The sequence below is a fragment of the Nitrospira sp. genome (assembly GCA_037045225.1).
Lineage (GTDB): Bacteria > Nitrospirota > Nitrospiria > Nitrospirales > Nitrospiraceae > Nitrospira_A.
The window spans coordinates 3304737-3319986 of record JBAOHZ010000009.1 but is presented as its reverse complement, the minus strand read 5'-3'; the positions used below and the strand labels follow the sequence as shown (position 1 = coordinate 3319986).

At 59.1% G+C, this 15250-nt stretch carries 9 protein-coding genes; 4 read left to right on the top strand and 5 right to left on the bottom strand.

Annotated elements, in window-relative coordinates; genetic code table 11:
• Positions 1 to 71: 71 nt before the first annotated feature.
• From V9G17_16525 to V9G17_16510, 4 genes are all read left to right on the top strand, one after another.
• Positions 72 to 4289 (top strand): PilZ domain-containing protein, encoded by a 4218-nt coding sequence (locus V9G17_16525; protein ID MEI2754201.1) that lies wholly within the window; start codon positions 72 to 74, stop codon positions 4287 to 4289.
• 106 nt (positions 4290 to 4395) lie between these two features.
• On the top strand, positions 4396 to 5676 hold the full coding sequence (locus V9G17_16520) for an ATP-binding protein (GenBank protein ID MEI2754200.1): 1281 nt from the start codon (positions 4396 to 4398) through the stop codon (positions 5674 to 5676).
• Position 5677: 1 nt separating this feature from the next.
• Entirely contained in the window at positions 5678 to 7090 is a 1413-nt protein-coding gene (locus V9G17_16515; protein MEI2754199.1) for a sigma-54 dependent transcriptional regulator, read from the top strand.
• Between the two features lie 189 nt (positions 7091 to 7279).
• Positions 7280 to 8422 (top strand): HD domain-containing phosphohydrolase, encoded by a 1143-nt coding sequence (locus tag V9G17_16510; GenBank protein ID MEI2754198.1) that lies wholly within the window; start codon positions 7280 to 7282, stop codon positions 8420 to 8422.
• Here the strand turns inward: V9G17_16510 and recN are convergent.
• From recN to V9G17_16485, 5 genes are all read right to left on the bottom strand, one after another.
• Positions 8419 to 10116 (bottom strand): DNA repair protein RecN, encoded by a 1698-nt coding sequence (gene recN, locus V9G17_16505; protein ID MEI2754197.1) that lies wholly within the window; start codon positions 10114 to 10116, stop codon positions 8419 to 8421. The two genes, V9G17_16510 and recN, sit on opposite strands and share 4 nt — an antisense overlap.
• Before the next feature lie 18 nt (positions 10117 to 10134).
• Positions 10135 to 10482 carry a thioredoxin gene (trxA, locus tag V9G17_16500; GenBank protein MEI2754196.1) on the bottom strand — a complete coding sequence of 116 codons (348 nt, stop codon included), beginning with the start codon at positions 10480 to 10482 and terminating at the stop codon, positions 10135 to 10137.
• 106 nt (positions 10483 to 10588) lie between these two features.
• On the bottom strand, positions 10589 to 11110 hold the full coding sequence (locus V9G17_16495; protein MEI2754195.1) for a hypothetical protein: 522 nt from the start codon (positions 11108 to 11110) through the stop codon (positions 10589 to 10591).
• Positions 11111 to 11354: 244 nt separating this feature from the next.
• Positions 11355 to 13712, bottom strand: a complete 2358-nt coding sequence (lptD, locus tag V9G17_16490; protein ID MEI2754194.1) for an LPS assembly protein LptD — start codon at positions 13710 to 13712, stop codon at positions 11355 to 11357.
• 127 nt (positions 13713 to 13839) lie between these two features.
• Positions 13840 to 15135, bottom strand: coding sequence for a folylpolyglutamate synthase/dihydrofolate synthase family protein (locus V9G17_16485; protein ID MEI2754193.1), 1296 nt, complete (start codon positions 15133 to 15135; stop codon positions 13840 to 13842).
• Positions 15136 to 15250: the final 115 nt, after the last annotated feature.

The window sequence follows — 15250 nt, the reverse complement described above, 5'->3', positions numbered from 1 at the left end:
TACGGTAATGCCGTTCGAGAAGTCCGTCCAGCCGAAGCCCGGTGGAATGATGGTACCCCTGTTTGAGGACCATGAAATCTTCCATGTCGCTGCCTGAACCGACCCTCAATATCCTCCTCATCAATGAACGACCTGACGAAATCAAGTTGGTCACCTCCAGCCTGAGAGGGTTCTTTACCGGCTGCCGGATCGAGGCTGGTTACTCCTCCGAAGAGGCCCTGCTGTTCAGCCAACAGAACGAATGGCACATCATTCTTCTCGATCAGGACTTGGCACCGGAACGCGGCCTCGACATTCTTGCTCGCCTTCGTCGCAATGCGCCCTATGCGGCCATCCTCCTCCAGACCAACGACAGTGACTCCCATACAGCCGTCCAGGCACTACAAAACGGGGCCGACTTTCTTCTGTTCAAACGTTCACCCGGCTTCGTGAGCGAGCTGTTGTTTTCGGTGCAGGAAGCGGTTGAAAAGCGCGACCTCCAAATGAAACTCGACCACACCTTCCAACGCCACCAACGAGTGATCGAGACGTTGAGCGACTTGGTCTACGAACTGGATCGAGAAGGTCGCTTTGTCTACGTGGGCGCCAGCGTGACCGCCGTGTTGGGATACACCCCCGAGGAACTTGCCGGCCAACACTATTCGATCCTGCTGCCTCCCCTTCAAGAATCAAGTGGGCGATTCCGACTGAACGAACGTCGGGCAGGCAATCGTTCGGTACGCCGACTTGAACTCACCCTCTATCGAAAATCGGCATCGGATGAACCCCCGACGCCGATCGCGGTTGAGATCACCGCCAAGGGGCTCTTCAACTCAACACACCGCTATCTCGGCACCGTGGGCATACTGCGCGACCTTTCTCAACAGAAAGCGCAGCAAGACCGCCTCGCGGAACTGGAATCACGGCTCCAGGAAACCAACCGCCAGCTCACCCTGTCCCGGGAGGCAGCCCTGGTCTCGCGCCAACTCCAACAACCTCTCACCACGCTCTTACAGGACTCCCAACGGTTGCTGAGCTCCATTCAAGACAGCAAGATCGAACAGCATGTCGAAACGATGGTTGAAAAGGCCTCGCGGGCCAGCCAACTCGGCCACCAACTGGTCCAGGCAATCCATGCTCCCTCTTTGCAGTTCGCCCCCCTTTCGCTGAACGACATTATTCAGATGGCTCTGCACACAATCCGGCAGGAACCGGAGGGAGCGGAGGTCCTCGTCACCACGCGCTTTGCTGAACACCTTCCGCGCGTTCAAGGTGCAGCGGACGCCCTGGAACATCTCGTGAGAATCCTGCTCGGCTATGCGCATCGCCAGGCCACTGATTCCGGCACTCCTCCTACGCTCCTCCTTGAAACAGCTCCTCTCCCTGCACCCGAGCGTGGCGCCATGGCACGCCATACTCCTCCGGACTCGAGCGTTCCACAATCGTATGCGAGCTTCACCATCAGGGGAACCTCCGGACATCGCTTGGGAGCCTCGCGCGAACAGCTTGACAGCCCGACTTCACCTGAAGAGTTCTTTCGCGCGCACCAGATTGTCCAGGCACACGGAGGCGCTATCGAAATCGAGCACGCGCCAGAGGGAGGAATGACCATCACAGTTCGAATCCCTGCTTCGACTGATCTCGCGTACGCTGCCAGCACCGATCAGGCCCCCGAATCTTCGATCGTTACGATCCCGCACAGGACACGCAGCACGATTCACACACCTGCTCAACCCCCAGCACAACACCAATCAGACCGGCGCCGATCCGAGCGCAAGCTGTTCTCGCTTCCCGTCCAATTATCGATCGGAGGCACTGCCCTTCGAGGCCTGCTACGGAACATAAGTACGGGTGGCGCGCTCCTGACCGTCCATGATCTGGCGCCCTCCATCCACCTGCAACCGGCCTATGTCGTCATCAAAACACCGGTGAGTTTCCTCGAGCTGCAAGGCGTGGTACACGAACGGCCCGCAACGTCGGCCGACCTCCCCTTTCAAGCGATCACACACTTCGTGATCGCGTTTTCTCCCGGCAGTGAGCGCGATCGCAATGTCCTCCGGTCGCTGCTCGAGGGGTTGCAGGACGGCTCGACCGTCGTGACCTTCGAGGGGTTGATCCTTCCACTGTCTTCTCCCACAGACCGCCATCCCGCCGATGGCCTCCCATCCACGACAAGCCCCGCAGACAGACGTGAAGCCATACGCCTACACGTCCCATGTTTGATCCGGCAGGCCGGTACATCGACCCGCCCTCCCTGGCTTGCCCTCAATCTGAGCTTAGACGGAGCCTGCATCGAACTACCTGACGATTCGGAACCCTCAAAGATTCACCAGATCATTCACCTGGTCCTCATCGAGCCGAACACGCCTTCCCCGATCGACTCTCAGCTTGAAGGTTCCGAAGAACCGTGGCCGGCACGTATCGTCTGGACCCGTCGCCCCCCGACCAGGCCAACGGGGAGTCCGATGCTTCCAGAAACAGTGCGATGCCGACTCGGGATACGATTCGAAGAACTCTCTCCAGCACAAGAGCACCGACTCCGAAGCCTGCTTGCGCCGCGAATCCGTGCGCCGCAAGATCTGGCCGAATCGGTGGCCAATTCGCCAGTGCGCACCACCACACATACCGTACGCAATCCTGCGGGACTCACCATTGCCCTCAGCCACGATGTTCCCTCGCACACACACAGCGAACCGCCTCCGTTGATGCTGCTCTGCCCCGGGTATGGAGTCACGCAACAAGCCTTCGTGGGCTTCGCCTATGCGCTCGTCGGTTCAGGGGTACAGGTGATTCGATACGATCACAGCCGTCACATCGGGCTCAGTGGCGGGGATGCGGCGCAAACTACACTTACCTCCCTGGAAGATGACCTTGATGCGGTACTGAGTTTCGCACAGAAGGAATGCCCGGGAGCCTCGATCACTATTTTGGCACACGACCTCCTCGGGCGGATCACCCTACGTCGGCAAGACTGGCACCGACGGATCCGTCGCCTTCTCCTTCTCAACCCCACACTCGATCTCCAACATTGCCTGACGAGCCTCCATCAACGAGATATCCTGCAGGAACATCTCGCGGGGGTCCGACTGGGGCTGGGCAACCTCTTGGGTATTCCACTCGATATCGACCATTTCCTCGCCGATGCCGTGGCGGCACACTATACGGATCTGAAAGCACTCCAGGAGGATCTCACGCACTGTGAAACCGACGTCGTGCTTCTTACGGCCGGACCAGGTACGACGGACTCGCAGATACCCAACCCGACCCCGGCGCTTCTGGACGATGTGCTCCATCGACTCGGAGCACGAGGAAGCCGGGTGCTCCTCTCATCTCCTCTGCTGACCGCCGACACCGTCACCCCGACAGCACGCCACGCAACCTGGCAACGAATCGCACAGCTCTGTTCGAAGCCGGACACCTTCGCGCACCCCCCTTCCACCCTAGCCGCCCACGATCTTTCGCGCGCAACATCTGTTCGCGTCCGTTTCGAGCGAGATCAACTTCGCATCAAGTATGCGACAGGAATCGGTGGCCGAGAACGCCTTTGGGCTGCGCACATCGATCTCACGCGGACCTTGGATGAGCTCCCGGCGCACTGGCAATACGTCGACCAGCTGTATCAACTCCTCCAGCCACTCGACGGGGGACTGACGCTACTCGACGTCGGCTGCGGCATGCATTCCTTCTCCAGACTCTTGCTCCTGAATCTCTCCTACCGCCTCCGTGCGCACACCTGGCATCACAACCAGCCGCTGCACTATGTCGGCATGGACGTTTCATTCGCAGCGCTGCAGGACGCGCAATCCGCCACACACGACGCGCTCACACACGTAGATCAGTTGTTTTCAGGGCGTATCTCGGGACCGACCCCGGTCACTCAGCAGTGGGTGCTCGGCCGCTCGCTGGAAACTCTTCCCTTCGCAGACCAGTCATTCGATCGCATCGTGGCAAATCTCTCCCTCACCTTTTCACGATCTCCGCTCCATGCGCTTCGAGAACTCTTCCGTGTCCTTCGACCTGGGGGAAAGCTCGTCATCAGCGCCCTCACTCCCTTCGCGGATCTGGCCGCACTCTATCGCCCCGCCTTGCAGGAACAAGGCGTCGACGCGTTCACCGGAGAGGCCCGCCTGATACTGAACCGCATGGCCCAATCGTGTGTCGCGTTGCGTGTCGGTCAATTGCACGCATTCCAGGAGGAGGCCCTCTCCGCCCGCCTTTCCCAGCTCACGACGATTCCGCCGAGACTCGTGCGGACATTCTCCGGACAGATCCTGCTCGCCGTCGCCGAAAAACCTGATTCCGCTGGCTGAAACAAAACCGCGCCTATATACTTCATCCACAAGCACGAGTCATGCGGTGTCATGGGCGGCACTACCGATACGATGGTGCCCGGATCGATATTTTCTGCGCAGGATTATGACACTCCACGAGCACAGCCGGCATACCCCAACCCTACCCGGTTCCGTAGACCTCCTAAGAGTCATCGGCAATTTCGCCGACACGGTAGGTTGTGCGACCGACCTCCCACGTCTCGCTCAAAGCCTGTTAAAGACCCTGGCCGAACAGCTGCGCCTGCCGGAGGCGGCTCTCTGGATACAGGAGCCCGGCGGGCAGTATCGCCTGCTTGCGTCTCAGGGGCAGGACACCCCTTCGCGCCTCCCGCTGAGTCTGCCGGATGATCACGCACTCCCGGCGTGGCTGGCCGATGAGGCGCACAGTCTCCGCTACGACCAGAATTCATCTTCTCCGGCCGGTTTAGCCATGGCATCCCTACACGCAGCGCTGTGCCTTCCGCTTCGAAACGCCACGCACGTCCTCGGATTCTGCACGCTCGGCCCGATCAGCACGGAGCCTCGTCCGGATGAGGAGACCCTGGTTCTGGCCGAGACACTCGTCTGCATCGCCTGCAGTACGTTCGATCAGCTCCTGGCGCAAGACCACTTGCGGCGCTCTTCTACCTTGATGAGACGAACCGATCGACTGCGCTCGTTGGAGATTCTGGCCGGCGGATTTGCTCATGAAATCCGTAACCCCCTGACTTCGATCAAGACCTTCATTCAACTCGCTCCGCAACGGCAGCACGACCCGGTCTTCATCCGTGAATTCAGCCAAATCGCCATCCAGGACGTCCACCGCATCGAGCAGTTACTCCACGAGATCCTCGACTATGCCAGTTACATGACCCCGCAGCCGAGCGAGGTGGACCTGAACGAACTGGTCGTCTCCTGCCTCGGGTTCGTGTCATCTCCCGCGTCGCATCGAGGTATTCGGCTCCAGACGACGCTGGCGCCTCAGCTGCCGTTGCTGTCGCTCGATCGGCAACAAATCAAACAGGTGCTCCTGAACCTGCTCCTGAACGCCCTCGACGCCATGCCCAACGGTCACGGGTTGATTCAAGTCCGCACGCGATTGTTACCGCCGGTGGGCTGCACAACCTGGGTGCAACTACAGGTAGAAGACGAGGGGTGCGGCATTTCGCCCGATCATATCGAGCATATTTTTGACCCCTTCTTCACGACTAAACACACCAACAGCGCGAGTGATGGGTCGGGCCTTGGCTTGACCACCGCCCACCAGATCGTTCGTGAGCACGGCGGCGCCCTGCTGGTGGAGAGTCGAATCGGGGCAGGCTCCACGTTTTCCGTGAATCTTCCGATACCGGATGTGCGCACCACCGTTTCTGCAGTACGGGAGTAACATGAAAAAACGGGTATTACTTGTCGATGACGAGCCGCGAGTCCGAGCCTCGCTGAAAACGGTTTTGGAACCGACCTATGAGATTCTCGAAGCAGCGGACGCCGCTGAGGGCCTCAAGAGCTTCAAGCACGACGCACCGGACTTGGTCCTGCTGGATGTGATTCTCCCGGGAACCGACGGGCTGGCAGCGCTCCAAACGATGCGCACGGAAAACCGAGCCATCCCCGTGATCATGTTGACCGGCACCAAATCGGTAAAAACCGCCGTCGACGCCATGAAGCTGGGCGCCGCCGACTACCTATCCAAGCCGTTCGACGTCGAGGAGCTCCAGATCGTCATCGAGCGCGCGCTGGGCAAACAGGAGTTGGAGCAGGAGGTGCGCCACTTGCGCGCACAAGTCGTCCAGCGCTATGCCTTTCACAACCTGATCGGCAAGAGCCCGGCGATGCAGGAAATTTACGCCAAAATCGAGCAAGTGGCCGACAGCCGCACGACCGTCCTGGTCACCGGCGAGAGCGGGACCGGCAAGGAACTCGTGGCCAAGGCCATCCATTACAACAGCACGCGGCGAGAACGTCCCTTTGTGGCGCTGAATTGCGCCGCCCTACCCGAAACCCTTATTGAGAGCGAGCTGTTCGGTCACGAAAAAGGCTCATTCACCGATGCGACAGCACGGCGTGTCGGCCAATTCGAACTAGCTCACACCGGCACGCTCTTCCTGGATGAAATCGGCGATCTCAGCCCGGCGACACAGGCCAAACTCCTACGCGTGTTACAGGAACGGGAGTTCACCCGGGTCGGTGGCGTGCAGTCCATCAAAGTCGACGTGCGCATTGTCGCGGCCACGAACAGGAACCTGGATGAGATGGTGCGGAAAAACCAGTTTCGGGAAGACCTGTATTACCGCATCAACGTCATTGCGCTGTATCTGCCTCCGCTCCGCGAACGCGGCGAAGACGTCGCGCTCCTCGCCAAGCACTTCCTGGCCAAACGGATCGAAGAAGAAAAGCGCCCGCCTCAGGAATTCACCAAAGACTCCCTGGAGCTGGTTTCGCATTATCCCTGGCCCGGAAACGTACGCGAGATGGAGAACATCATCGAACAAGCATTCATCTGGTCGAAAGGTTCTCCCGTGATCACACCGGAGCACTTGCCGAATATCTTGCGGACCGACACCCGATCAACCTCGCTCCGTGACGATACCCTGGCCGGACGAATGTCGCTGGAAAAAGCCGTTATGGAATTCGAGCGAGAAATCATTCTCGACGCGCTCAAACGCACGACGTACGTACAAACTCATGCCGCCACCATGCTCGGCATCAGCCGGCGCATGCTGAAATATCGCATGGATACTTTGGGCATCAGCAGACCCGACAACGGGAGCACGTCTGACCCCTCACTGACTCATGAATGACACAGAGTGGGGCAACAGTGCTCTACAACCTGTGTCATTTCATCAAAGGCAAAAGTACCTACACCAAATATCTAGTGGCCACGATGCGCAAGACCTGCTATATACTGTTTGGTTTCATAGGAATATGAACGGTATGGGTTTTGCGTTTCACGTCCGCTAAAGCTTGCACTACACCCTGGAGCGCTCTGGATGGGGACCCATGCACCAGCTGAATCTGTAGGCACGAAGCCGTCGGTCCTGGTTGTCGACGATGAAACAGGTCCGCGGGACGCGCTCAAAGTAATTCTTCGCCCCTTCTTCACCATTCATTCCGCCGACAACGCCAAATCAGCCCTGCGAGTCCTCAAAGACCAGCACATCGACCTGATCACGCTCGACCAGAAGTTACCCGACCGCCAGGGTATCGACCTGCTGCAAGACATCAAACAAGACTACGCAGACATTGAAGTCATCATCATTACCGGCTATGGCAGTTTGAAGTCTGCGATGGAAGGGATCCGGCACGGCGCCGCAGGGTACCTCCTCAAGCCGTTCAACGTCACCGAACTGATTACGCTGATCAACCAAACGCTCGAGAAAAAACAGCGGCTCGACTACTTACGCTCGTTTCTGAAAACATCGACAGCCCTGTGGGGTACGGAGCAGGACGCGACTCAGGCCTGGAAAGATTTACACACCAACTATTCCGCCATCGGTAAATCCACCCCGGAGGCCGACGCCAATACAAACGATGTCACAACCTTGATCCCCCTATTGTCCGATCTCCTTGAAGCGAAAGACCGTCAGCTCTTGAACCACTGCAGCCGCGTCAGCTTTTACGCCTCGCTCCTCGCCAACCAATTGAATCTCCCCCTTCCCGAGCAGAAAGCACTCGCGCTGGGGGCATTCCTCCACGACATCGGAAAGATCTGTCTTCCCAACTATAAGTATTCACCGGATGATGAGGATGGGATTAAGAACGGCGCCCACGCCAAGGAACATTCCGAAGCCGGGGCGCGGATGTTGCTGCCACTCGGATTTCAGGCTGAGGTAGGACAGATCGTTGCCTATCACCATGAACGGTTCGACGGATTGGGCAACCCCCACGGCCTTGAGGGGGAAGGCATTCCACTCCTGGCGCGCATCGTCGCCATCGCCCAAGCCTTCGACAATTTGACGGTTGATATGCCGGGGCACCTACCGATGTCCATCGACGACGCCATCCGCAAGATCGTGCTTCAAGCGGATACCCGCTTCGATCCAAGACTGACCGAGCTGTTTGCCAAGGTGGTGCGGGAATGCAAGTCTTCTCTGCCCGCTCTCGCTATCGCGAAAACCTCACCTGCAAGTTAATCCGACCGCGCACGCCGCTCCTTAGCCCCACCGATCATTTCAGCCGCTGCCGCACGCGCGCTCTTGGTCACCGTGACCCCGGCTAACATTCGGGCGACTTCCTCTTCTCGTTCGCGCTCCGTCAGCAGCCTGACCTGCGTGACAGTGCGCTGCTGTCGCACCTGTTTCTCGACCAGATAATGCGCATGGGCCTGAGACCCGACCTGCGGAAGATGCGTCACGCACAACACTTGGTGATGCCGACTCAGGTCACGAAGGCGCGTTCCCATCACCTCAGCCACCGCTCCGCCGACACCGGCGTCGACTTCATCAAAAATTAGCACGGGCACTCGATCACTCTCGGCCAACACGGTTTTCAAGGCCAACATGACACGAGACAGTTCTCCACCGGAGGCAACCTTCGCGAGCGGCTTGAGCGGCTCACCAGGATTGGCCGAAAAGACAAACTCCACGGAGTCTTGTCCCGTCTGGGCATAGGTCGTGGCGCCGGTCAACGGAACGACCTCCACGCCGAAGTGCGTGCGCTCCATACGAAGCGCACTCAATTCTTTTGTCACCTGCATCATCAGCTTCTTTGCCGCCTCGACTCGCTTACGCGAGAGACGTCCGGCCAGCTCACCGACACGCCTCGCCCCATCGTCGACAGCACGCGCCAGATCCTCCAGCTGGGTCTCCGCCGTATCCAATTGGGCGAGCTGGATCCGCAGAGACTCGTGCAACGCCAGCATGGCATCCACTGAGCCGCCGTATTTCTTACTGAGCCGATGCAACCGATCCAACCGCTGCTCGATCTCCATCAATCGAGCTGGATTGGCCTCAACTTGATCCCGATAATGCCGGACCTGATCGGCCAGATCTCGTAAAGGCACAACCGCGTCGTCCACCACTCGCATCCATTCAACCGTAGTCGGGTCGATCGTCTCCATCTTCGCGAGCAGTTTGCGCCCGGATGCCAGCAGGCTCAGTACCCCCTGATCACCCGCGTACAATAACTGGTGGAGTTGATCGGACAGGTCGCCCAGTTGCTGGCTATGCATCAGTCGCGGGCGCTCCTGCTCGAGCCGCGCGTCTTCCCCTGCTTCCACGGCGGTATCGGCAAGCTCCTGAAATTGAAAGCGGAGAAGATCTTCCCGCTCCCGGCGCTGAACGATCTGAGTGCTCACCGTGGCCAGTTCGTCGACCCGTTCCTGCCACGCGCGATACGCTACCTGGTAGTCTTGACGCAAGGTCTGCAGTCTGCCGAAGGCATCCAGAGACTCCAACTGAGCCGAGGCAGACAGCAACGACTGTTGTTCATGCTGTCCGTGCACGTCCACCAATGCGCCGCCCAATTCTTCCAACAGATGAACCGGACACAGATTGCCGTTGAGATAGGTGCGATTGCGCCCGGTGCGGGAGATCACTCGTCGGACGACGATATCCGTCTCACCGGGATGTGAAAACTCCTTGGACTGAAGCAATCGAAGAATGGGATGATCGGGCGGCAACACGAACGCCGCTTCAAGATCGGCCTCTTCGGCCTGGGCGCGGATTTGATCAACGGAAGCGCGGCCCCCCACAAGGAGTGTCACCGCATCGATCAGGAGGGACTTGCCGGCTCCGGTTTCACCCGTTAACACGATGAAACCGGAGCCGAAACGAACGGCCAGCTGCTCAATCACGCCGAAATTCGAGATGCGCAGCTCGGTCAGCATGCCGCTGAAAATCAGGCGCTAGGCAGCGCCGGAATGTTGTGCGAGCAACGAATCGATAATTTCTTTGAACTGGCGTTTCGGACGCGCGCCGACTAACCGCTCAACCGCTTGTCCGTTCTTGAAGAACAAAATCGTCGGAATGCTCATGACCTGATAACGACCGGCAATTTCAGGATTTTCATCGGTATTGAGCTTACGAACCTTGATCTTACCAGTATATTCTTTGGCGAGTTCATCGACGATCGGCGCAACCATCTGACACGGTCCGCACCAGACTGCCCAAAAATCCACCATCACTAATTCGGATGCCTTCATCACATCTTCATCCCACGTCGCATCAGTCGCTTTCAACGCATCGCCTGCCACAGTGTCCTCCTTCGCTCAACCGACCTACGATACCATCGTTCTCAATGTGCTGAAGCGTCTCCACACACCGTTCGTCATCCTATAACATGATTTTACGAGAGTCAAATCACCGCCGCTCCCACTGCCACTCAGGAGGCACACCGGACCACCAGTCGGCCGGTTTTGCCCGCCGCCAGGCATCCTGCTCCTGCCAGAGCTGCTTCACCACGGCCGCATCCAACCGCGCCGCCATCGCCGCAGTGACGTCGGACTGTCGCTGTACCGCCTGCTGAATCACTTCTTTTGCGATCCGTGCAAGCACATCCGGCGGATCGATCAAATCCTCACTCCGTCCAGTCGCGAGATTCATGTACAGCTGCTCCACACGCACCCATTGATCGGTCGCCGAGAGGTGTTCAAGGTATCCATCAAGCGCGTGATACACATAGGTGAGAAACGCGTAGGTGCGAACCGAGGGACGATCCCGAACGGCCGCCTGACGGTAGTCACCGGCCTTCAGAAACACCACCGCACGTTGAAGATGGGAGGGCGGCTCCTCCGCGAACAGGTCAGAGGGGGCCAGGATCTGACTGGTCATCCAGCACAGCAGTCCGATCACTACGCAGAGCCAGGATTGCCTCATCCGCATGGGTCCGCCTCCTTCCCCCCCTCGTCACCACAACAATCAGCGGTCCTTCCCGCGCCGGCAACCGGTCAACGAAACCCGGAATCATGCCGGCCGTCATCAGCCCCTTGAGACCGAAGCCCGCCGGACCTATTCACGTGGAACGCCGCCGCAAGCACACGGGCAGTTCCCTTTGAAAACTGAACGAGAACAGCCTCGCCGGATGAGAGGATCGGATGACGGAGCAGGGAGGCATACATCGTCCAGCCTAATACCGACCCATCGGCATCGATTGAATCGGCAGAGGATTCTGGGTTCGACCATAAGGCCCACCATGTTCGGCCCAAGGCAAGCCGCGATCTCCGACCAACAGGGGCCCCAGAATACTGCGTGCCACGATCGTGCCGAAATTCTGCGTCCATCCGATCCCGGTCATGCTCAACATAAAGGAATAACTCTGGCGGTCCGGGAACTGCAGATAGTACAGTCCGAGCGACCAGCACTTGCACGGGTTTTGATAGAGGGCGACCACGTCGTATTCAGGGCTCCGGCCGCCTTTGACATCATAATAGCCCTTGGCCCCGATGCTCCACCCCCACGGCGTCCTGAAACCACCGCCGATCGTCGCGAACTGAATCTCTTTTGTTGGAGCATAGACCTCGTTAAACGAGACCGGATTCCAAATATCACCGCGTCGAACCCGGTTGCCGTCCTGACTGAATCGCTGCCCGACCTCGAAATACCAATAGTTGGATTGCTGCAGGCGAAGATCGGTATTCCACTGGCTGAAGGTCCCTCGGTAGGGATCGAGAAATGCATCGACCGTGAGATACGAATTCATCGGAGGCAGCATCTGCGTGGACGTCACGTTCTGCCCAAGCGCCTCGTTCACGGATGGGGGCCGGTAAAATTCCGGCGCAGTATTGCCGATCACCGCCCGCATCCAGAGATCGGACATCTTCCGCCCCTGCACGTCCACCATGGCCGGCTGCAGAGGTTGCGTCAGCGAACCCAAGAACGGTAGGACTCCGGGAGTAAACTCGCGCGCACGCGTCTGCACCGCACCCAGGTGGTAACTCTGCGCCACGGTGAGATCCAGCCAGTTGAACGATTGGCCATTGATTTGTTGTTCAAGCAGCTTGGTCCGGAGTGAGTAGGTCAGCAGGTTCTTCTTCGGAATATCGTCGACCTGATCGATCTGCGCAATCTGGGACTGACTGCTGCCGGGGACGTATTCATACATCACACTCGGCTCAATGGTGTGCAGAAAACTCCCGCCGTCTCCTCCGGTATACCGACGACTCAGTCGTGACGACGCATCCATGGCCGCCCAAAAGGTCTCGCGGTGAAGCGGGCTCGCCTCCTGAATCCCGCGCGTGTAATACACTTCCTTGAACTTCACATGCGGCGTCAGGCCGATCACGTGTCCGACATCGATCACATCAGTGGTGAGGCCCGGCATGAAATCCATGCGATTCACCGTGAACCCCTGTTCCCGATAGAAATTCACAAAATTGCTGTCGAGGTTCATGAGCAGCGGCAGCCCGAACGCCGAGGTATTCGGCAACACGTAGCCGACCTCCGGAAGACGCTGGAATGTATCGGGTCCGCCCGAATTCAACGGCTGGAGATACTGGCCCAGAAAATAAGCGCTGCCATACGGCAGACGTTGTGTGGCGAGCAATGTCGATTCACCACTGGGCGACGCCCGCTGCGCCCCCGAATTGCTGAGCTGCTGGAGATACTGCCGATCCGACACGAACGACGCCTGCCCTCGCACCAGGAGCGTGTCCGTCACCTGCTGCACATGCTGGCCGCTAATAATGCCTCGCAAACGCCGCTCGCCGCCACCGGCCTGGTCGACACCCGATACATTCGGCAATTGAGTCTGCTGAAGAAAGCTCGCGAACCACTGCCCGCTCGAACGCCGATTCATGTAGTAGCGATAGGTAAAATCGCTGCCGTATCCCAGGTTGGAATAATACGACGGCGCGATCGTCAGATCCTGGCTGGGGTTGATCGCCCAGAAATAGCCCTGCTGGTAATGCAGCCCGAACCGGTTGTCATACCCCGGCGTCGGGATGAGGAACCCGCTTTGGCGGGTGGTCAGAGGATAGGTCAGCGTCGGCACGGGAATGATCGGCGTATCGCGCATGCAGAGCCAGGCCCGTTTCAGCCCAATACTCTCACCCGTGTTTACGTCGAGATCGTCGAACTTGAAGCGCCAGGCCGGCACTTCGCCGTCCCTGGCGTCGCAATTGGTAAACGAGCCGTCCTTGATCCGGTAGTGATCTTCGGACAGCCGCCGGATGCTCCGTCCGGTGAAAAACGAATTGCTTTGCCGAATATACATCGATCCATGGGCCACGACTCCGGCTTCGGTATTCACATTCAATTCCAGCCGCTCCGAGGTCAGCTCGGAACTCGAGTCGGAGAAATGCACATGCCCGGTCGCCACTAACGTACCGGGCAGTGAATTAATCGTGACATGATCGGCGGTGAGCCGAAGCGACCCTTGCGTCACCACCACCGACCCATCCGCCTCGTAGACCTCCTGCTCCTGCAGATGATCGATGCGTTCGGCTGTGACGGTAAGGGGTTGGTTAGCCGGCGAAGCGGTGGTCACCGTTGACTCCGCCCGAGCAGATCCGACGAAGAGACACAGGCTGAGGAGGAGCGTAAGCAGGACCACCGGGAACGGACAACCAGTCGCCCGCCGCCATATGGGAGCCGAGTAGCAGTCTGGCCCCATCTCAACCACGAACAGGTGAGAGGGCACACCCTCGAAGAAGGGCCTTGATCTCGCCGACCAGCATCAAGGAACCCGTGACACAAATCAGATCGGACGGCGTGGCGAATCGCTTGGCAAGCGCCAGCGCATCGGCGGGGGTGGCCGCGACCAGGGCCGACGGCGCACAGTCGTGCAGCAGCGTGTGCAGTTCCGGGCCGGTGGAGGCACGCGGCAAATCCGCCTGCGTCAGGATCAACGTATCCACCTGTGGCAACAACGGCGCAAGGAATGCACGCGGATGTTTGTCGCGCATCATCCCCACAATCAGACTGACCCGCGCTCCGGGCCTGCCACGCCGCCAATCAGCGAGATACTCAGCCAACACAGCCGCAGCTGCGGGATTGTGGGCTCCGTCCACCATGATCGCCGGCGACTGGCCGACCATGTCCAAACGGCCTTCCCACGCGACATGTTGCAATCCACTCCGCACCGCCGGTTCAGGCACCACGAACCCGCGCTCGCGGGCAAGTTCGATCAAGGCGAGGGCGCAGGCGATATTGTCCAATTGAAACCGTCCTTGCAGCGAGCAGGACAGGTGATCGTACGTTGCCACCATTCCCGCATACCGGCAATCGGCCGTTGACGGACCGTCGCACTGAAACTCGCGCTCGAAACAAAACACGGGAGCGTTCACCTCCGACGCGCGCTGTTCAATGACCCGGCGAGCCAAGGATTCGATGCGACCGAGCACAACCGGCACGGCAGCTTTGACGATACCCGCCTTCTCACCCGCGATCGCCTCCAGCGTGGACCCGAGATACGCCTCGTGGTCCAGGCCAATCGTCGTAATGGCGCAGGCCAGCGGCTCCACGACGTTGGTGGCGTCGAACCGCCCGCCCAGCCCAACCTCAAGCACCGCCACCTCGACTCCGCATTCCGCAAAATACTGGAACGCCAACGCCGTCGTGAACTCAAAAAACGTAGGGGCGAGATCGGGTGCAGCGGCACCGCGCAAGGTATCGACCAGTCTGCCGACCGTCTCCTCCGAAACCATCACGCCGTTGACTCGGATGCGCTCGCGGAAGTCGATCAGATGCGGAGACGTATAGAGGCCAACTCGATACCCGGCGGCCTGCAACATCGCAGCGGTCATCGCCGCAGTGGAACCTTTTCCGTTGGTCCCTCCGACGTGGAGCACCGGGTAACGACGATGCGGCTCTCCCACCCTGGTCAGCAGGGTACGAATCGTCTCCAGCCCCAACTTGATGCCGTGCTGCTGCAGGCCGTACAGAAATTGAACGGTGGCGGAATAGGTCATCGTGGTTATTCGCGAGAGTTTGCCTGCACTAGAAGGCCGTAGGGAAATCCACTTTTTGCACCAGACACGACGACCCACTCACATGGCAGCTTGGAATCGAACTTGTCGCATCCTG